Origin of the sequence: Maribacter sp. R77961 (assembly GCF_044594925.1) — a bacterium.
Classification (GTDB): Bacteria; Bacteroidota; Bacteroidia; order Flavobacteriales; family Flavobacteriaceae; genus Maribacter.
On record NZ_CP138991.1, the window covers coordinates 3,431,527 to 3,449,787 of the forward strand.

Below are 18,261 nucleotides of genomic sequence, written 5' to 3' on the forward strand. Positions count from 1 at the left end.
ACAAAAAACAGAAAACAGTAATTTGATGTTTTACCATAAGACAATTAGATTTTTAGAAAGGATTGCGTTTTATTATTCCAATTTGTCAGTTCGAGTGCTTTTTTCCGAAGTGTAACGGAGGAACAAAAGTGTATCGAGAACCCTAGGAACATGTCAGGCTTCCTCCCCGAAGCGTCGGGGCTATTTTTCTCCTGTCGTCGAAAAACCACTCCTTTAGATTGGTTTTTAAAAAAACTACCGCAAGCTCCAGACCTCATAAATGGGTTTTCCTTTGCTGCTAAGACCGGAGTGGTGCCAGTCCCCCTCTTTAAGTTCGTAGTTAAATTCCAGGCTGGCGCCGACACGTGCATTATCACGGGAGAAAAATTCAATATGTTCTGTATATTTTCCGTCTACGGTGGTGTAGGTTCCGCCACCAGTGCCCATAAATTCCTTGGTTTCGGTATTGTAGGCAATCCATTGAAAGCGGGTGCCAGAGAGTATTTTCATGGTTTTTCGAGGGCGGTTGGTATCCCGTTTTTGGATTTCCCCATCCCGCATGCGGCCAGAAATTAACCAAGCGCCATCCAAGTCGCCCGGGCTACCATCATCCAAACGTTTCCATACCGTATCAGCGCCTTTTAGTTTTAATTCGTTTTCCGTAAGTACAATCTCAAAACTACTGGTGGTTCCTACACGTTCGGGTTGTTTAAAATCGAACTCCACCGTTTCCGTAAGGGAATTATCCGCCAAGGACCACGAACCGCCATTGGTGCCTACAAATGCTCCGGTCTCCGCGTCATAGGACGTTGCTACTTGGTGCGAGGCCGAAAACATGACCACGTTTCTTAGGGTACGGCCGTCCTTTTCCATAGTGGCTTCCCATGCGCCGACTAAGGACTGAGCATAGCCCAAACTACACGCGAACAAGACAAGACAATAACACATTAATTTTTTCATAACGGTAAAGGTTTAACAGGGAATAAAATACCCAAATTTTAGACGAAACACAAACCACACACATTTAGGGCTGCCATAAAAAAAGCCGTTATCTTTTAAAGACAACGGCTTTTTTGCGTGATGTATTTTAGAATTATAAGGTTCTCAGGTACTCTGCAACGTTGCGCGCTTCCTCCTCGGTAAGGTTTTGGTTCAGCATAATAGCGTTGTTGTATTCCTTTAAAAGTGCTTTGGCAATAGGGTCTTCCTTAAGCATGCCATCAGGATTTAGGATCATGTTCATGACCCATTCCGGACTTCTACGCTCGTATACCCCTTTTAAGGCCGGGCCTATCATCCGTTGTTCCGCCATATGGCAAGCTGTACATATCGCCTGAAACTTAGCTTCACCGGCAGCGGCCATTTCCGCATCGATGTCATCGGCAAAACTTACCGATTTTATGGGTCCTACTCCTTTATTGTCCATATCCACGGGAACCCCTTCCGACGTATCCGCAGCTTTTACTTCTTTCTTGGCACGGTTCATTTCAAAACCATCCTTCTTTTCTTCCTTCTTTTCGCCACAGCTTATCACTAAGGCGATTAGCACTAATAAGTTGAGTAGTTTTCGCATTTCTTTGTCTTTTAAAACGTTGTTGTATTTAGAAAGACTAAGATAGGAATTTTTATTCGTTGGAGGGTCTTGCAGTGGGATACAAAATACTTTTTCTTGTGAATTTTTCGCCTTGGTTGTCCCTAACTCAATTTAGTAAAGAATTCCACCGCCCTACGCTCTGCATAGGTAATATTGGAGGCGCCGTGAAAACCTACGTGTCCGCCATATTTAGGAATTTCCAGAAAAACGGCGGTACTGTATTTGGCCTCCTCAATCGGGTAGCAGGGCTCCCCTAGGAAGGAATCGTTCTGGGCATTGATAATGAGGGCGGGCACTTGAATGTCTTTTAAGAACTGCAGGCAACTGCATTGGGTATAGTAGTCCATGGCGTCTGCAAATCCATGGGCCTTACTGGTATAGATATCATCGAAATCCTTGAGCGTCACCACGTTTTTAATATCCGCATCTGAGATCTTCTCGGGAAACAACTGCTGCTTTGCCTTTAGTTTTTCCACCAGGTTCTTTTTAAAGCGTGCCGCATAGGCGATATTCTTGAAGGACAAGAGCTGCGTAAGCGAATCCGCCAGTTGACAGGGAACGGAGACCGCAACCGCTCCTTTGATTTCCGCCGGAACGGAATTGCCTTCCCCCAAATATTTTAAGAGGAGGTTGCCGCCCAGACTAAAGCCTTTCAAATAGATTTCAGTATAGTTTTCAGTGTCGAGAATATGGTCCAGTACCGCTTTTAAATCTTCCGTAGCACCCGAATGATAGGACCGGTATCTCGTATTGGGTTCGCCGCTACATCCCCTAAAATTTACGGCGCAGACCGCATATCCGTTAGCGTTTAAGGCTTTAGCACTTCCAAGGATATAGGCGCGTTGCGCATTGCCTTCCAGACCGTGTAGCAATACCACTATTTTGGTGGTGGGCGCAGTTGGTAGGCTCCAGTCCAAATCCAGGAAATCGCCATCGGGCAGGGAAATGCGTTGCCGTTCTTGGGGTATATGGGTTACTTTTCTGAGGAGTCCGGAATAGATGGTAGAGAGGTGCCCGTTCTTAAACAAAAAGGGCGGGTCGTAGTTAGAGCTCACAAGGGGCATGGCAGGTAGGTTTTAGGGGTATTCGGTCTTTCTAAATATACTGATTTTTACCAATAACCACTAATGGCTTGCTGCTGGCAAGCACTAGGAGATATACTTTTTAAGACCAAGTTACTTTGGGTAGGTTTCCAGTACTTTTAATTGCGCTTGGATAGCTTCCTTGAATTCCGTTTTTAGCGTGTCTACAAGCTCCGTAACCGAAGGATTATCGTCGATGAGTGCAGAACCTTGTCCGGCGGACCAAATGGTTTTCCAAGCCTTGGCTTCGGTATCCAATTCTTTTCCAAAATCTATTTTCACATCTTTTTTGAGGTCTTCCTCGGTAATACCTGCGGCTTTTAAACTTGCACCTAGGAAGTTGGCGTGTACGCCAGAGATAGCTGCGGTATACACCACATCACTAGCACCTGCGTCGATAATCATTTTTCGATATTCTGGTGTGGCCTTACTTTCCGAAGTATTGATGAAACGTGTGCCCATATAGGCCAAATCCGCTCCCATTTGAAGGGCGGAGGCAATATCCCTACCTGTGCTGATACAACCCGAAAGGATAATGGTCTTATGGAAGAATTTCTTGATTTCCGCAACAAGGGTCATGGGGTTAATGGTTCCTGCATGTCCGCCTGCGCCAGCGGCAACAAGGATTAAGCCGTCTACTCCCGCTTCGGCCGCTTTTTCAGCATGTCTCTTTTTAATGATATCATGGAAAACCACCCCACCATAACTGTGAATGGCATCCACGACCATGGAAACCGCCCCAAGCGAGGTAATGATTACGGGAACTTTATGCTTTACACAGAGCTTTACGTCCGCTTCCAAACGTGGGTTGGTTGGATGTACGATGAGGTTCACTCCAAAAGGAGCAGCCTTTTTCCCTGTTTCTTTCTCAAATTCTTGAAGCGCTGTTTTAATTTCTATCAACCATTCCTCAAAACCTTCACTAGTACGCTGGTTCAGTGCAGGGAAGGTGCCTACGATTCCGTTCTTACAACATTCTATAACCAGTTTTGGACCAGAGATCAAAAACATAGGAGCAGCGATTGCCGGTAAAGAAAGTTCGTTTATAAAAGAAGGCTTTGTAGACATAGTGTATGGTGTTAGTAATTGAAAATTAACTAAAAAAAATCACACGTAATTTTCCGTGGTCTTCCAAAACTATGGTATTTTTATCAGGTATTATGCATGCATAGCAAAAAATATAAGAATGTACCTAAAGGATTTTGAAATTAGATGGAGTGATGTGGATGCCAACAGGCATTTGGCCAACTCCGCTTACTTGAACTATATGAGCCATACCCGTATGGCCTATTTAATGGAATTGGGTTTTGATCAGCGAACTTTGGCGCAACACGAGATTGGGCCTGTGGTATTCTACGAGCATATCTATTATTTTAAAGAAGCCTTTCCTGGAAGGCCGGTCAAGGTTTCCATGGAAATCATGGGCATGAGCGAGGATGCCCAGTTCTTTGAATTCCATCATAATTTTTATAATCATAAGGGCGAAAATTTTGCCCATTGTGAGATGATGGGTGCCTGGATGGATTTAAAGACCAGAAAACTTACCGGACTTACCAATGATTTTCTAAAGCGTTTTAGTGCGGCAGAAAAGGCAGAGGGTTTTCGAGTGTTAACTAAGGAAGATACCCGGAAATTCGCAAAAATTCCAAAGGATTTAAACGGGTAATGTAATTCATATTTGGATTTAAAGGTAAAGTCATTGTATATTTCAGCTGTAATTATATTCCTACATGAATTATTCTAGCGAAGAACTTACTGAGCGGGCTTATACGCAGATAAAAAAGTTGATTGTTACCAAGAAACTAACTCCTGGTGAAACTATTTTTCAAGAACGACTTTGTGAAACGCTGGGGGTTCAAATGGAAGCAGTAAAGAATGCCCTAGCGCTATTGGCTAACGAATCCATCTTGGTTCCTTCTCCTTTGGGGCGTATGCAAGTAAGAGAAATAAGCACCCGAGAAATCTTGGAAACCTATGATTGTAGGATTGCTCTTGAGGCAAAAGCGACGGAGCTGTTTACCCTGTTCGCCCCACAAGAAAGAATAGATGATCTACGAAATTTGATGGTGCCTTTTGAAAATGGGACCTGCAATGCCAATGTATTTCATAAGATAGACCGGCATTTTCATTATTTGATCGTGAAAAACTGTGGTAACCGGAAGCTCTATGAGTTGTACAAGCAAGGCAATTTTCTTTCGAATATGGAACTTATCGGTTTAATAGCTATTTCCCAGCAAGAAGTAATTCAGGAACATTTGGATATTATATCGGCCATACATCAGCGTGATAGTAAAAAGGCTTCACAGCTAATGGCGCGTCACATAGAACGATCTAAAGAAGCCTTTTACCAAAATTGATAAACTACTTTCTTCAATGGTATAGCAATAGTTACCGTAAAGTAACTACTGCATGTTGTTCCTTGTTATTTGATGATTACCTTGAAAGCTTTATTTTCACTAGCGGTCGCTACATTAAGGATATAATTACCGCTGGCCAAACCAAAGACATCTAATCGCAATGGCGTATCAGAAGCTTCTTCAATAAAAGCCTGTCTGAGAAGCACGCCACCCATACTGTATAAACGAAGTGAAATATTCGGTTCTAGGTTTCCTGAACTCGCTATAAATAATTCGCCATTTGCCACTGGGTTGGGATATACGAGATACTCCGTTTCCGAAAGAATCAATTCCTGAAATACCGCTTCGCAGTCTCGCTCGGAGGTTACCGTGAGTGGCGTTTTGGTATTGGTTATCGGTAAATTTAAAATACCTGCATTATCCGTAATGGTCTCATCACCATAGCTAACGGTATAGTTTCCGCCACCGGAAATCTCCAAAGACAAGGTGTTCTCCATTGGGTCAATCAAGGTAACAACCCCAAAAACATCTGGTTCATCGATAGTAAGCTCAAAACATTCTTGATAATCGGCGTCTTCGGATACGGTAATACAGATGTTGTATGACCCTTGCTCTAGCCCTTCAAAAATAATGTCTGTCGTAAACTCTTGTGTTTGTGAGGTAGTGCCATCACTAATTACTGCCGTGTAGTTATACGTTTCGTTGGTGGTTATGGAAATAGTGCCATCATCCTGGTCCCTACAACTTTCATTTGTTCCAGCAACGGTATAATTTTCCCGCGCAATAAAGAATACGAGGCATCCCGACGCATCTACTCTGGCACCCAAGGGAGTCTGGTTACATAAGTCTATGGTATTTTGAACCGTATCGTTATCCAAGTCGGAATCACAAACATCCCCGATACCGTCATTGTCAAAATCTGCCTGGTCGGTATTTGCGGTAAGTGGACAGTTGTCTACAATATCTAGAACCGTATCGTTGTCATCATCGTTATCACAAACATCTCCAGTGCCATCTCCATCAGCATCTAGCTGGTCGGGATTGGCGGTCAACGGACAGTTATCCACATCGTTATTGATGCCATCCCCATCTTCATCGTCATTGGTAGTGTCACAAACATCTCCTATACCATCGCTATCCGCGTCCTCTTGATCAGGATTTGCAATAAACGGACAGTTATCATTTTCATCATCTATGCCATCATTATCATTATCACGGTCACAAATATCACCAATACCATCTCCATCAGCATCTAACTGATCCGGGTTGGAGGTCAAGGGACAATTATCGTCCTCATTTGGAATGGAGTCATTATCCAAATCCGTATCGCAGCTATCCCCAATACCGTCATTGTCACCATCAGCTTGATTGGCATTAGGCACGGATGGACAGTTGTCTACATCGTTCGCTATACCATCACCATCATCATCGTTTACATCCTCGCAAACATTACCAATTCCGTCACCATCGGTATCTTCTTGATCAGCGTTTGCGGTGAGCATACAATTGTCATCCACATCAAGAATACCATCATTATCATCGTCATCGTCACAGGCATCTCCAATACCATCCCCATCACTATCCAATTGATTCGGATTGGGAGTTAAGGGACAATTATCGTCTACATCTAAAATACCGTCATTGTCATCATCGTCATCATCGCGCTCGGAACCTTCCATAATAAGATTATCTATAAGCACACCTTCGTTGGTGATAAAATTATCCGATTGAAATACGAACCGGAAAAGGATGTTACTTTCTTGTGTCAGGTCCGCTTCACCTTGCGCTGCATTTGCCGTAAAATCATAACCATAATTAGCTAATGCCACATTGGTTCCGGTCCACTGCGCGCCGGGGCAGTTTTGACAATCGTTGGCGTTGCCAGAAGACGCATTGGTCCTATTGCTATTATACCAAGAAGGCTGACTACTGCTAGTACCCAATATATTCCAGGTAGTACCCCCATCGGTAGAATAGTCTACATAGAGGATATCGAAATTCGCTTCCAGGTCAAAGGCCATGTCAAATTTTAAAACCGGAGCATCTATGGTAGACAGGTCATAACAATTGGTAATGAGATAGGCAATTCTACCATCTGGATAGTCACCGTTTAAATTGGTAACATAAGCGTTGTTGCTGGATGCGGTCTGATTTAGAACACTACCGGAAGCAACACCTCTTTCCCACAAAGGGTCATTACTATCCGTACTGAATGCGATAAGGGCATCGTTTTCATTTTCAAAAGTATTTGCCTGTGCGGCCACGGCAGCTTTGTTGCCAAAGAATTCAGTAGTAGCGTTATTATTTGTTGGAATAGCGTCATTCGCTACGATAACGGCTATATTCAATTCGGTATCGCCAGCATTTTCTAGCAGGAGTACGGGAAGGGTAAGTGTTACTTCCTCATCTTGGGCAAGTACGGTATCCGTGCTAAAGGTGCCAGGTGTATCTTGATTAAGGGCATAGTTGATATCAAATCCGTTGATGGTATTAGAGCCACTATTCCTAACGGTAACAACTGGGGTAACATCACCACAGATAAAATCATCCCCATCTGGACTAACGGATACAATCCGAAGGTCAATTTCCGGAGATTGAACGGTATACTGGCCAGAGATTACATACTGACCAATAGAAGCATAATCCGAGTAGCCATCTTCTACCGTTCTATTGCCCACACCATCAATTTCTAAGTAATAAAGACCAGCCGCCAGCGCCGTATTAAAACTAGCTACTAAAGTATTATCTGGATCGCTCATGGCTACTTCGGCACCCGAGGCATCTAAAATTCTTGCCCTAACGTCCAAGTTTGGGTCATTCTCGACGGGTGAAACCTGAAAGGATACATCACCGGATTGTGCTAGAAAACTATACACATCCCTGTCCTGTCTATTATGCAGGATGCCACGATTCTGTGCTTCATCAATTTCCCCAGCACCATTGGCAATCAATTCCGTTGCATTTTCAATATCGTCGCCATGGTCATCCGGGATAAAGCCAAAATTGTTACGTGAGTTGGTTATAATGGCAATGTCATCTTCGGTATTGGAGGCATTGCTATATTCTCCAAAACTCCACTGCGCGATAGGTTTGCCCGGACTAAAACCCATGATCGGAGCCCAATCATTATGGCCTCGATAGTATTCCGTAGCGCCTTTTCCGTCATGGTTCAACCCTAGGGTATGGCCCACTTCATGGGAGCCGGTATCCCCAGCTTCTTTGGCATTTCTTATATTGTAGACCCAGCATGGATCATTGGCATTACTAGAAAAGGAATTTATAAAGGCTACACCACCAGAACCAGGTGCGGCGGTGTCCGTAGGCGTAAAAATACACAACATCTTCTGGTTGTTAGGAGCTTGTTCATAGACTGCTCTATTGGTGGTAATATTAATATCAAAAGGACTGAAATCTTCTGCCATTATTTCCCAAGTTCTAGTAATTTCAGCATCTGAAAAACCGGCAGGTTCAGCATTGATGGTATTACCGTTTCTCCAACTTGTTCCGGAAACTGTTTCTCCGTCAAAATCCAAATAAACGACCGCTGTGGCACCTGGCCTACTTTCTAGGGTCGTAGGGGCCATTTGGGCAACTAAGTTACTTGTTGATTTTTGAGTGGTGGTTGAACTTTTAGCATAGTCAACACAGAGAATCGTATTGATGTTCGTTTCCTCTAGATAAACTTTCTTGTTGGGTAAGGAATAGATTTTATAGGCGCGATTGGTAGCTCTTTCCAAGATATGGCCTTTTAATTCCTTCCCATCAAAGGAGAGGGTAAAAGAACTATTTTTTGTTGTTCCCACGGAACCAATATAAAACCGCTCCTTATTAACGACCTTTTCTAAATTGAGATTTAAAAGAAACTCTTTCTTGTCCGATAATTTGAATACGGGAGCATCTTTTAAGTTTTTGGAAGTTGCTGCATTCTGTAATGAGGACAACAAGGAAGACACGTCATCGTTAACAACAATTGGTTCTTGATCTTGAGCTATTGCATTGGTAAACGCAAATAGGGAAATGGCAACTAGGATAGTAATCCTAAAGTGATATAGCATTAGGGCGTAGGTTAAATTAGAGTGGGCTAATTTTTCGAAACACAAACCAGATGATTACACCGGCACTATGTTTCTTGAAATACTTAACGCCGAATATTGCTAGTTTAGTATGGATATACGATGAATGGTATTCGAGCAAAAGAAAGCTAGGAAGTACGTTGGGATTTTACCCTTTTACTAGCCAAATAAACCCCTATCAATACCAAAGCGGCAGCTCCTACTTTTATAAGGGTAAGCGAATCTTTTCCAGTAAGTAAAGCAAAGACAATACCCACAATAGGCTGTACGTATATAAAAGCACCAATAGTACTGGCTTTAAGCTCCGTCATCGCAAAAATATTGAACAGGTAGGTGCAAAAAGTGGTGCCGATAATAACGAAGGCGACCACGCCATAGGCCCAAAGGGGCATTGTAACCCATTCTATTTTTAAGAAATCAGGAAAGGTGATAGGAAAATTAATGATTACCGCAATCGTGAACAGCCACTTCATTAAAGTAAACGGGTGGTATTTGGCGACCAGTTTTTTGGCCACGACCAAATAGGCTCCGTAAGCCACTGCATTTAGAATGAACAGGGTATTACCAAGGGGAATATTAGGGGCGTCTTGACGTATTTCCGCTCCAAAAAGGATAAGGGAAACGGCTCCTATAAAGCCCAGAAAAATACCCAAACCTTTATTCAACGTAATACGTTCTTTGAGTAAGAATGCCGAAAGTACCACTACGGCAATGGGGCTAATGGTAACCAGTACGGCACTATTTATAGGGGTGGAGAGTTGTAGACCCTTAAAAAAGGACAACATATTAATGGCCATACCAAGTACCGCGGCAAGAAATATTCTACCCCAGTCTTTTTTATCTATGCTTTCCTTTGGGGCAAAAAATGAAATAGCCCAAAATAATACGGCCGCACCAACAACGCGTAAAAAAATAAAGCCAAAAGGCGTCACATAATTTGGCATTACACCTTTAGCCAAAGTGTGGTTAATACCATAGATCGTAGTAGCTCCTATAGCTGCTAAAAACGCTAGTGTTCTTTTACTCAAGAGTGTATGGCTTCTTTAGCCGCCGCAACGACTTTTTTACTGTTTCCGATAAATATTTCCCCGTCATTAATAATTACAGGGCGTTTAAGAAAGGTGTACTGTTCCAAAATAAGATTTTTGTAATCATCTTCTCCCAGATTTTGATTACCCAGACCTCTTTCTCTGTAGAGTACTGCTCTTCTACTAAAAAGAGATTCGTAACTATCTGTTAATTCACGCATTTCTGCGAGTTCTTCTGGAGTTATGGTCTCAGTTTTAATATCCTGGAGTGTAAATCCGTCCAGGGGTTCTAAATCCTTTATAATGCGTTGGCAGGTATTACAAGAACTTAAATGGTATATTTTTTTCATGGGATAGACTTAAAATTAACCCTGCAAAGAAACTCAAATAATAGTATTTGTACTACTTTTAAGGCGCATTAAAAAAAGAAATCCCTTGAAGAATCAATTGGAAATTACCCTGCAAAATCGTAAAAACTTACATGCCATATTGGAGCAAACCCCAAAAGAAGACCTCCTTAAAATTCCGCAAGGATTCCGTAATAATATCTGGTGGAACATAGCTCATGTAGTAGTAACCCAACAAATACTGGTCTATAAATTAAGCGGACTACAGATGCGGGTGCCAGACGGACTGGTAGATAAGTTTAAAAAGGGCACAGTCCCAGACGGTACCGCAACGGATGAGGAAATGAAGATGGTGGCAGACTTCTTAATCTCAACGATAACATGGACCCAAGAGGATTATGAAGCAGGACTGTTCAAGAATTTTAACGAATATACCACGAGTGCAAAAGTAACTTTACGCAACGTACAAGATGCCGCGGACTTTAATATGTTCCATGAAGGAATTCACCTTGGTTCTATTTTTGCGCTTAGAAAAATGCTTTAGCGCATTGTTTTTACTGGCGTATGCATTAATTTTTCTATTTCGCTGTAGGGAATTGTTATGGTAATGGGGCCATCTGCATAGGAAGCGACCTCGTACTGTTCATAGAACAGTTGTAAGCCGTTTTGGGTATATCCAATATTTTCAGGCAAATAGAAGGTATCTGCTTCAAACATAAATCCTGTACTGTTGATGGATTTTGCTTCTGGAATGTGTTCCTGTAATCTAAACTTCACTTCTGCTAAATCTTGAAATGCTTCCTTGTTTTTAAAGAGCTCCGATTGTTCCAATTCTTGACCTTTCTTTTTGTCAAAATTTAAAAAGCGACTGGTACTATAGCCATGGGCGCCACCTGTAAACAGATAGGAATCTAATTTAATAGTCAGGATATTTTCGTCCTCATAGGTAACGGTTCCGTCTATTTTGGCCTCCCAGGTTGTAGTTTCGTCGGCGAATTTTTCCTTCAAATCATAATACGAGGTACTAAAGGATTTTATCGCGTCAGCTATGGTGGCAGCAGCGGTCTCTTCATCAAAATTTAGAATAGCGATAACTTCTTCCCGCAAAGCGGTATTAATACGGGTAGCAATTTTTGTATTCTCCAAAGCTTTGGGAATGGAAACATCGATTACGGGACAATCAGAACATTTGTTTTCCTCAAATGAAGTAGGTTCAAACGCAAGTTTATGGTCTTTTTTACAACTTAGTGAAAGTAATAGTGCAGAAAGAAAAAGGATTCTGGTTTTCATGGGGTAAATCTCATTTAGGACAAAAATACAGCTTCATTGTATTCTCCAAAAGATAACGATACATTTGTAGGAATAATAGGGTATAGTGAGCGCGAAAAAGTTAAAATTCAACAGTAAAACAATTCACGGCGGGCAACAGCCGGACAAGGCATACGGGTCGGTAATGCCGCCTATTTATCAAACTTCCACTTATGCCCAGTCTACTCCAGGCGAACATCAGGGTTATGCATATTCAAGAAGTGCGAACCCGACGCGTACTGCATTGGAAAATTCTTTGGCCAGTATTGAGAATGGAAATTATGGTTTGGCTTTTGCAAGTGGTATAGCCGCTATTGATGCGGTTATCAAACTATTATGCCCTGGCGATGAGGTGGTATCTACTAATGATCTATATGGTGGTAGTTACCGATTGTTTAAACAGATTTTTGAAAAGTTCGGCATCAAGTTTCATTTCGTTGGGATGCACAACGCAGCTAAAATCGAGGATTGTATTAACGAAAAAACCAAGTTGATATGGGTAGAGACACCTACCAATCCTATGATGAACCTTATTGATATAAAAGCGGTTGCGCAATTGACAAAAAAACATAAGCTTCTTCTAGCGGTAGATAACACCTTTGCTACACCCTATTTACAGACCCCTTTAGATTTGGGCGCCGATATCGTAATGCATTCTGCCACGAAATATTTGGGAGGGCACAGTGATGTGGTCGTAGGAGCATTGGTCGTAAAGGATAAAGACCTAGCGGATAAACTATATTTTATACAAAATGCAAGTGGTGCCGTATGTGGCCCTATGGATAGCTTTTTGGTACTCCGTGGTATAAAAACATTGCATGTGCGTATGCAAAGACACTGTGAAAACGGGAAAGCCATTGCGGAATACTTGGCTAATAATCCTAAGATTGAAAAGGTGTATTGGCCAGGATTTGAAGACCACCCCAATCATGAGGTTGCAAAAAGCCAAATGACCGATTTTGGAGGCATGATTTCTTTTGTTCCTAAGGGAAGTAGTTACGAAGATGCCATTAAAATTGTAGAAAAGCTTCAAGTGTTCACATTGGCGGAATCTTTAGGCGGTGTGGAAAGTTTGGCGGGTCATCCGGCGAGTATGACCCATGCGAGTATACCAAAGGAAGAACGGGAAAAAAGTGGTGTTGTAGATGCGCTAATACGTCTTAGTGTCGGGATAGAGGATGTAAGGGATTTAATTGCAGATTTAGAGCAAGCAATAGAATAATAGCATACTTTCCACAGCAATAATATGGAAAGGGTAATTTTTATTCAGAAAAATGAAATGAACATTACCAAAACAATAATTTTTAATGAATTATAAAAAAATAGAGCATCAAATTATAATAATAGCATAATTTTGCCGATATATTTAGAATTCACTAATATAAACTGATATCATATAATTCTATGGATGCAAAAATTAAAGCCTTTATGGATGAGGTAAAGACCAGAAATGGTCATGAGCCTGAGTTTATCCAAGCGGTACAGGAAGTAGCGGAAACGGTAATTCCTTACATCGCTAAACATAAAATATACAATGGTAAGAATATCTTACTGCGAATGGTAGAGCCAGAAAGATTACTTTCTTTTCGGGTGGCATGGGTAGATGATGATGGTGAGATTCACGTAAACCGTGGATACCGTATTCAGATGAATTCGGCCATAGGCCCATATAAGGGAGGTCTTCGTTTTCATCCAACGGTGAACGCTAGTATCCTTAAGTTTTTGGCTTTTGAGCAGGTTTTTAAGAATAGTTTAACCACACTTCCTATGGGCGGTGGTAAAGGTGGCTCGGATTTTGACCCAAAAGGAAAATCAGATGATGAGGTTATGCGCTTTTGTCACGCTTTTATGTTAGAGCTTAACAGGCATATAGGACCCAATACGGATGTTCCTGCAGGGGATATAGGTGTGGGTGCAAGGGAAATAGGCTTTCTGTTTGGGATGTACAAGAAAATACGAAACGAATTTACGGGAGTACTTACCGGTAAAGGTCGCTCATGGGGTGGTTCTTTAATACGCCCTGAAGCAACTGGCTACGGAACGGTTTATTTTGCACAGAGTATGATGCAGACGAAGGGAATGGACTTTAAAGGAAAAGACGTTGTTATTTCCGGTTCCGGTAATGTAGCGCAGTACGCTGCCGAGAAAGCCTTGCACTTAGGGGCTAAAATATTGACCTTATCGGATTCTCAAGGGTATATCCATGACACGGATGGTATCGATGAGGAGAAGTTGGCCTATGTAATGGATTTAAAGAACAACAAGAGAGGACGTATCTCTGAATATGCAGACAAGTATAGCACTGCCACATTCTATAAGGGAGAAACACCATGGACGGTAAAATGTGATATTGCCTTACCATGTGCTACCCAAAATGAATTGGATGGCGAAGATGCGAAAGCACTGGTAAAGAATGGCTGTGTTTGTGTAGCGGAAGGTGCAAATATGCCTTCTACTCCAGAGGCTATACACGAATTTCATGAAGGAAAAATACTTTTTGCACCGGGAAAAGCTTCCAATGCAGGAGGTGTAGCAACTTCCGGTTTGGAAATGTCACAAAACTCTTTACGTATTAGTTGGTCTAGAGAAGAAGTAGATCAAAGACTAAAAGATATTATGGAAGATATTCATGATTCTTGTGTAGAGTATGGAAAAGACGAAAACGGGTACTGTAACTATGTAAAAGGAGCAAATATTGCCGGTTTTGTTAAAGTGGCGGATGCCATGTTGGCCCAAGGAGTAATATAAGAAATAGCTTCTTTTTAGCATACAAAACTGTAAGTGTCGCAAGATGCTTACAGTTTTTTTATAGAAAAACCTGTTCTTTATAGGGTCGTATTTCGCACTTTTTCAAGTTATCTTTGTCAAAATCAACCACCGCAAATGCAAGTGACGACCAAGGCCGTAATTCTTACTTCCTTGAAATATGGAGATACAAGCCTTATCGTAAAGGCCTTTACCCTTTCAGATGGTCTAAAAACATATCTTTTAAAAGGAATTCTATCGGCTAAGAAGGGGAAAATGAGAGCTGCTCTCTTTCAACCATTGACCCAATTGGAACTCGTGGCCAACCACCGCAATAAAGGCACACTAGAAAGTATAAGAGAAGCCAAGGTAAGCTACCATTACCAGACACTACATACCCATATCGCTAAAAATTCCCTGACTTTATTTTTAGCCGAAATGTTGAGTAACAGCATCCACGAAGAAGAACAGAATGAAGCGCTTTTCCATTTCTTAGAAGCCTCCTTGCAATGGTTGGACATGCATGAGGAAATTGCAAATTTTCATCTATACTTTCTAATCGTATTAACCAAGTACTTGGGGTTTTACCCCGACACGAACAATATAGATGCACCGTATTTTGATTTGCTGGAAGGGGAGTTTATCGCCAGTCCCTCTTTGAATCCCTTGATTCAAGGTGAAAATTTAATGTACTTTAAAGCGTTTTTAGGCATAAATTTTGATGCCATACACTCGGTAAAGATGAGAAAGGCAAATCGGCAAGAATTGCTAAAATCCCTTGTCCTCTATTTTGAATTACATTTGCAGGGTTTTAGAAAGCCTAAATCTCTTGCGATATTAAATGAAGTCTTCAATTAGTATGCATAAAATAGTTCTTGTTTGCTTGCTGCTTTTTGTATGTTTAGTACAGGCGCAACGGGTTATTGTTTTAGATGCGGATACCAAGGCCCCCATTTCTAATGTAGCGGTCTTTAATGCCGATAAATCTAAAATAGCACTGACCGGTTTTGATGGCTATTTTGATGCATCCGTATTTTCGTTGGGGGAACGTATAAGTCTAAAACATATTAGCTACGAGCTTCGCAGAACTTCAATAGCCCTTGTTAAAAAACAAGGGAACAAGATTTTCCTTATAATGAAACCGGAGCAGTTGGATGAGGTGGTGCTTTCGGTATCCAAATGGGAACAACAGAAAAAGGATATCCCCAATAAAATTGTTTCCATCGACGCGCGATCCATTGCTTTTGGGGCTCCGCAAACGGCTGCCGATCTCTTACAAAATAGCGGAAAGGTATTCGTACAAAAGAGCCAATTGGGTGGGGGTAGTCCCATGATTAGAGGTTTTTCTACCAATAGACTTGTGCTTTCGGTTGATGGAGTTCGGATGAACAATGCCATCTTTAGGGGAGGAAATCTACAGAATGTAATTTCCATAGATCCCTTTACGGTTAGGAATACCGAGATTATTTTTGGACCCGGTTCTGTAATTTATGGCAGTGATGCTATAGGGGGCGTTATGAATTTTTATACCAAAGCACCTTTGTTGCATCAAAAAGATAGTTTGCTCGTTACTGGGAACGCGAATTATCGCTTTGCATCGGCGAATAGCGAAAACACAGTTCATGCGGATATCAGCTTAGGGAAAAAACGATGGGCGGCGCTCACAAGCATTACCTATAATAATTTTCAAGATTTGGTCATGGGAGGTCATGGTCCGGATTCTTATTTGAGAAATCAATTTGTGAGAACGGTAAATGGTGTCGACACTTTAGTTGATAATCCTAATCCCAGGAAACAAATCTCTACAGGGTATGACCAAATAAACCTGATGCAAAAGATTTTGTTCAAGCCCAATGCAAATTGGGATTTGAACCTAAACACCTATTTTTCCGAAACTTCTAGTTATTCCAGGTACGATCGTTTAATACGCCCTTCCAGTGATGGAGAAGGGTTACGCTCTGCAGAGTGGTTCTATGGCCCTCAAAAATGGTTTATGGGGAATCTTCAGATAAATAGAAAGGGAAATGGAAAATTTTACGATGGTCTTAAAATAACTACGGCTTACCAGCATTTTGAAGAAAGCAGAAACAGTAGGGATTTTCAAGATGTTACGTTGAATAAGACTAGGGAAAAAGTAGATGCCCTTAATATGAACATTGATTTCGAAAATAGAAAAATGGGAAATTTCCGTTTGTACTATGGAAGTGAATTTATATTCAACAAAGTTTATTCCAATGGTACGGATTTAAATATTGAGACCAATGAAACCAGTGATGCACCATCGCGCTATCCAAATGGCGCTACCTGGAAGAGTTTAGCCGGTTATGCGAATGGGGAATATAAGGCAAAGCCTAATTTTACTTTACTATCCGGATTACGATACAGTCATGTTTGGATAAATGCCGCTTTTGACCAGACCTTTTATCAGTTTCCATTCGAGAATGCGGATTTAAGCACCGGAGCTTTAACCGGAAGCTTAGGGTTTAGTTGGTTTCCCAAAGAAGATTTACAGGTTACCTTTAATGGATCTACGGGTTTTAGAGCACCCAATATTGATGATGTAGGTAAAATTTTTGACTCTGAACCAGGTTCTGTAGTAGTCCCTAATCCAGAATTAGAACCTGAATATGCATATAATGTGGAGCTAGGTATCCGAAAGAATTTCAAGGATAGGATTGTCTTCAAAGGGGCTACTTTTTATACCTATTTGGTAGATGCTTTAGTACGTAGGGATTTTAGTTTTAATGGACTGTCGGAAATACAATATGCCGGGGAGCTTAGCAATGTGCAAGCCATACAGAATGCGGCAAAAGCTTATGTATATGGTTTTGAGTTTGGTCTAGATGCTTTTTTAACGGAGCAATGGTCTTTGTCATCCAATCTTACCATCACGGAGGGTATTGAGGAAGAGGCAGATGGTACGGATAGTCCGGCACGGCATGCGGCACCTACTTTTGGGGATTTTCATGTGATATGGAGGAATCAGAAGTTGAAAGCCGATTTTTTCCTAAACTATAACGGAGAGATTCCCTTTGATGATTTAGCGGTGTCCGAACGTTCAAAGGAGTTTATCTTTAAGCTAGATGAAGAGGGAAACCCGTATTCACCATCATGGTACACTTTAAATTTTAGGTCGCAATATAACTTTAGCGGAAGATATAAGGCTTCACTGAGCTTAGAGAATATTACAAACCAACGGTACAGAACTTATTCTTCGGGGATTGTAGCGCCAGGAACTAATTTAATTCTTGGAATAGGATATCATTTCTAAACAAAAAAAGGCCCGATACTATCGGACCTTTTCTAATTATGTAAAACGCTCGTTAATTTTTAACCGCGTCTTTAACTTCTTTAGCCTTGGCAGCAGTTTTATCCGCGGCATCTTTAGCTGCGTTTTTTACGTCTGTCCCAACCTCTTTGGCTTTATCCATAGCGTCGTTTCCAGCTTCTTTAGCTTTGTCCATTGCTTCTGAACCCGCTTCTTTCGCAGAGTCCATAGCTTCTCCCGCAGCTTCCGTAGCGCCGTCTACTGCTTCGCCAGTTGCATCAACTGCATTATCTACTGCATCACCTGCAGCGTCCATTGCATCTTCACCAACTTCTTTTAAATCTTCGCCTGCTTCTTCAACGGCTTCTCCTGCTTGTTCCGCAGCATCTTTTGCTTTGTCCGCAGTTTCTCTACAAGAAACGAAAGAGATACTTAAGGCTAACATTAATACTGATCCTAAAATTGCTTTTTTCATTGTGT

At 41.6% G+C, this 18,261-nt stretch carries 16 protein-coding genes; 7 read left to right on the plus strand and 9 right to left on the minus strand.

Annotation, left to right across the window (positions count from 1 at the left end):
• Positions 1 to 234: 234 nt before the first annotated feature.
• The 4 genes from SJY09_RS14785 to SJY09_RS14800 form a co-directional block, all read right to left on the minus strand.
• Positions 235 to 939, minus strand: coding sequence for a membrane or secreted protein (locus SJY09_RS14785; RefSeq protein ID WP_396636470.1), 705 nt, complete (start codon positions 937 to 939; stop codon positions 235 to 237).
• Positions 940 to 1,072: 133 nt separating this feature from the next.
• Complete coding sequence (locus tag SJY09_RS14790) at positions 1,073 to 1,552, minus strand: c-type cytochrome (protein WP_396636471.1); 480 nt, start codon at positions 1,550 to 1,552, stop codon at positions 1,073 to 1,075.
• Positions 1,553 to 1,674: 122 nt separating this feature from the next.
• Complete coding sequence (locus tag SJY09_RS14795; protein WP_396636472.1) at positions 1,675 to 2,637, minus strand: YheT family hydrolase; 963 nt, start codon at positions 2,635 to 2,637, stop codon at positions 1,675 to 1,677.
• A 111-nt stretch (positions 2,638 to 2,748) separates the two neighbouring features.
• Entirely contained in the window at positions 2,749 to 3,723 is a 975-nt protein-coding gene (locus SJY09_RS14800) for an NAD(P)H-dependent flavin oxidoreductase (RefSeq protein ID WP_396636473.1), read from the minus strand.
• A gap of 118 nt (positions 3,724 to 3,841) precedes the next feature.
• Here SJY09_RS14800 and SJY09_RS14805 point away from each other — a divergent pair, with 118 nt between their 5' ends.
• A complete protein-coding gene (locus SJY09_RS14805; RefSeq protein ID WP_396636474.1) occupies positions 3,842 to 4,321 on the plus strand; it encodes an acyl-CoA thioesterase in 480 nt (159 codons plus the stop codon).
• A gap of 64 nt (positions 4,322 to 4,385) precedes the next feature.
• Positions 4,386 to 5,012: a GntR family transcriptional regulator gene (locus tag SJY09_RS14810; protein ID WP_396636475.1), complete on the plus strand. Its 627-nt coding sequence runs from the start codon at positions 4,386 to 4,388 to the stop codon at positions 5,010 to 5,012.
• Positions 5,013 to 5,077: 65 nt separating this feature from the next.
• Here the strand turns inward: SJY09_RS14810 and SJY09_RS14815 are convergent, their stop codons facing one another.
• The 3 genes from SJY09_RS14815 to SJY09_RS14825 all read right to left on the minus strand — a co-directional run bounded on the left by SJY09_RS14815 (position 5,078) and on the right by SJY09_RS14825 (position 10,463).
• Entirely contained in the window at positions 5,078 to 9,067 is a 3,990-nt protein-coding gene (locus SJY09_RS14815; protein ID WP_396636476.1) for a thrombospondin type 3 repeat-containing protein, read from the minus strand.
• Between the two features lie 146 nt (positions 9,068 to 9,213).
• The gene (locus tag SJY09_RS14820) at positions 9,214 to 10,113 is read right to left on the minus strand and encodes a DMT family transporter (RefSeq protein ID WP_396636477.1); all 900 of its coding nucleotides are present in this window, start codon (positions 10,111 to 10,113) and stop codon (positions 9,214 to 9,216) included.
• Positions 10,110 to 10,463 carry an arsenate reductase family protein gene (locus SJY09_RS14825; protein WP_396636478.1) on the minus strand — a complete coding sequence of 118 codons (354 nt, stop codon included), beginning with the start codon at positions 10,461 to 10,463 and terminating at the stop codon, positions 10,110 to 10,112. Before SJY09_RS14825 ends, SJY09_RS14820 begins: the two co-directional genes overlap by 4 nt.
• Positions 10,464 to 10,548: 85 nt before the next feature.
• Here SJY09_RS14825 and SJY09_RS14830 point away from each other — a divergent pair, with 85 nt between their 5' ends.
• Positions 10,549 to 11,004 (plus strand): DinB family protein, encoded by a 456-nt coding sequence (locus tag SJY09_RS14830; protein ID WP_396636479.1) that lies wholly within the window; start codon positions 10,549 to 10,551, stop codon positions 11,002 to 11,004.
• On the opposite strand, the gene SJY09_RS14835 is transcribed toward SJY09_RS14830, so the two are convergent.
• On the minus strand, positions 11,001 to 11,750 hold the full coding sequence (locus SJY09_RS14835; protein WP_396636480.1) for a PdaC/SigV domain-containing protein: 750 nt from the start codon (positions 11,748 to 11,750) through the stop codon (positions 11,001 to 11,003). The two genes, SJY09_RS14830 and SJY09_RS14835, sit on opposite strands and share 4 nt — an antisense overlap.
• Positions 11,751 to 11,835: 85 nt before the next feature.
• On the opposite strand from SJY09_RS14835, the gene SJY09_RS14840 reads away from it, so the two are divergent.
• The 4 genes from SJY09_RS14840 (at position 11,836) to SJY09_RS14855 (ending at position 17,784) form a co-directional block, all read left to right on the plus strand.
• Positions 11,836 to 12,990, plus strand: coding sequence for a cystathionine gamma-synthase (locus SJY09_RS14840; protein ID WP_396636481.1), 1,155 nt, complete (start codon positions 11,836 to 11,838; stop codon positions 12,988 to 12,990).
• 182 nt (positions 12,991 to 13,172) lie between these two features.
• Entirely contained in the window at positions 13,173 to 14,516 is a 1,344-nt protein-coding gene (gdhA, locus tag SJY09_RS14845) for an NADP-specific glutamate dehydrogenase (RefSeq protein WP_396636482.1), read from the plus strand.
• Between the two features lie 135 nt (positions 14,517 to 14,651).
• Positions 14,652 to 15,371, plus strand: a complete 720-nt coding sequence (gene recO, locus SJY09_RS14850) for a DNA repair protein RecO (RefSeq protein ID WP_396636483.1) — start codon at positions 14,652 to 14,654, stop codon at positions 15,369 to 15,371.
• Entirely contained in the window at positions 15,355 to 17,784 is a 2,430-nt protein-coding gene (locus tag SJY09_RS14855) for a TonB-dependent receptor domain-containing protein (RefSeq protein WP_396636484.1), read from the plus strand. The genes recO and SJY09_RS14855 overlap by 17 nt, the downstream gene beginning before the upstream one ends.
• Before the next feature lie 52 nt (positions 17,785 to 17,836).
• Here SJY09_RS14855 and SJY09_RS14860 read toward each other — a convergent pair whose 3' ends face one another.
• Positions 17,837 to 18,256, minus strand: a complete 420-nt coding sequence (locus SJY09_RS14860) for a hypothetical protein (RefSeq protein WP_396636485.1) — start codon at positions 18,254 to 18,256, stop codon at positions 17,837 to 17,839.
• Positions 18,257 to 18,261: the final 5 nt, after the last annotated feature.

Excerpts from the sequence above, each read along its gene's own strand:
- SJY09_RS14815 (WP_396636476.1), bottom strand. The coding sequence starts at position 9,067 with ATGCTATATCACTTTAGGATTACTATCCTAGTTGCCATTTCCCTATTT.
- SJY09_RS14860 (WP_396636485.1), bottom strand. The coding sequence starts at position 18,256 with ATGAAAAAAGCAATTTTAGGATCAGTATTAATGTTAGCCTTAAGTATC.
- SJY09_RS14790 (WP_396636471.1), bottom strand. The coding sequence starts at position 1,552 with ATGCGAAAACTACTCAACTTATTAGTGCTAATCGCCTTAGTGATAAGC.
- SJY09_RS14800 (WP_396636473.1), bottom strand. The coding sequence starts at position 3,723 with ATGTCTACAAAGCCTTCTTTTATAAACGAACTTTCTTTACCGGCAATC.
- SJY09_RS14805 (WP_396636474.1), top strand. The coding sequence starts at position 3,842 with ATGTACCTAAAGGATTTTGAAATTAGATGGAGTGATGTGGATGCCAAC.
- SJY09_RS14785 (WP_396636470.1), bottom strand. The coding sequence starts at position 939 with ATGAAAAAATTAATGTGTTATTGTCTTGTCTTGTTCGCGTGTAGTTTG.
- SJY09_RS14835 (WP_396636480.1), bottom strand. The coding sequence starts at position 11,750 with ATGAAAACCAGAATCCTTTTTCTTTCTGCACTATTACTTTCACTAAGT.
- SJY09_RS14795 (WP_396636472.1), bottom strand. The coding sequence starts at position 2,637 with ATGCCCCTTGTGAGCTCTAACTACGACCCGCCCTTTTTGTTTAAGAAC.
- SJY09_RS14810 (WP_396636475.1), top strand. The coding sequence starts at position 4,386 with ATGAATTATTCTAGCGAAGAACTTACTGAGCGGGCTTATACGCAGATA.
- SJY09_RS14855 (WP_396636484.1), top strand. The coding sequence starts at position 15,355 with ATGAAGTCTTCAATTAGTATGCATAAAATAGTTCTTGTTTGCTTGCTG.
- SJY09_RS14825 (WP_396636478.1), bottom strand. The coding sequence starts at position 10,463 with ATGAAAAAAATATACCATTTAAGTTCTTGTAATACCTGCCAACGCATT.
- recO (WP_396636483.1), top strand. The coding sequence starts at position 14,652 with ATGCAAGTGACGACCAAGGCCGTAATTCTTACTTCCTTGAAATATGGA.
- gdhA (WP_396636482.1), top strand. The coding sequence starts at position 13,173 with ATGGATGCAAAAATTAAAGCCTTTATGGATGAGGTAAAGACCAGAAAT.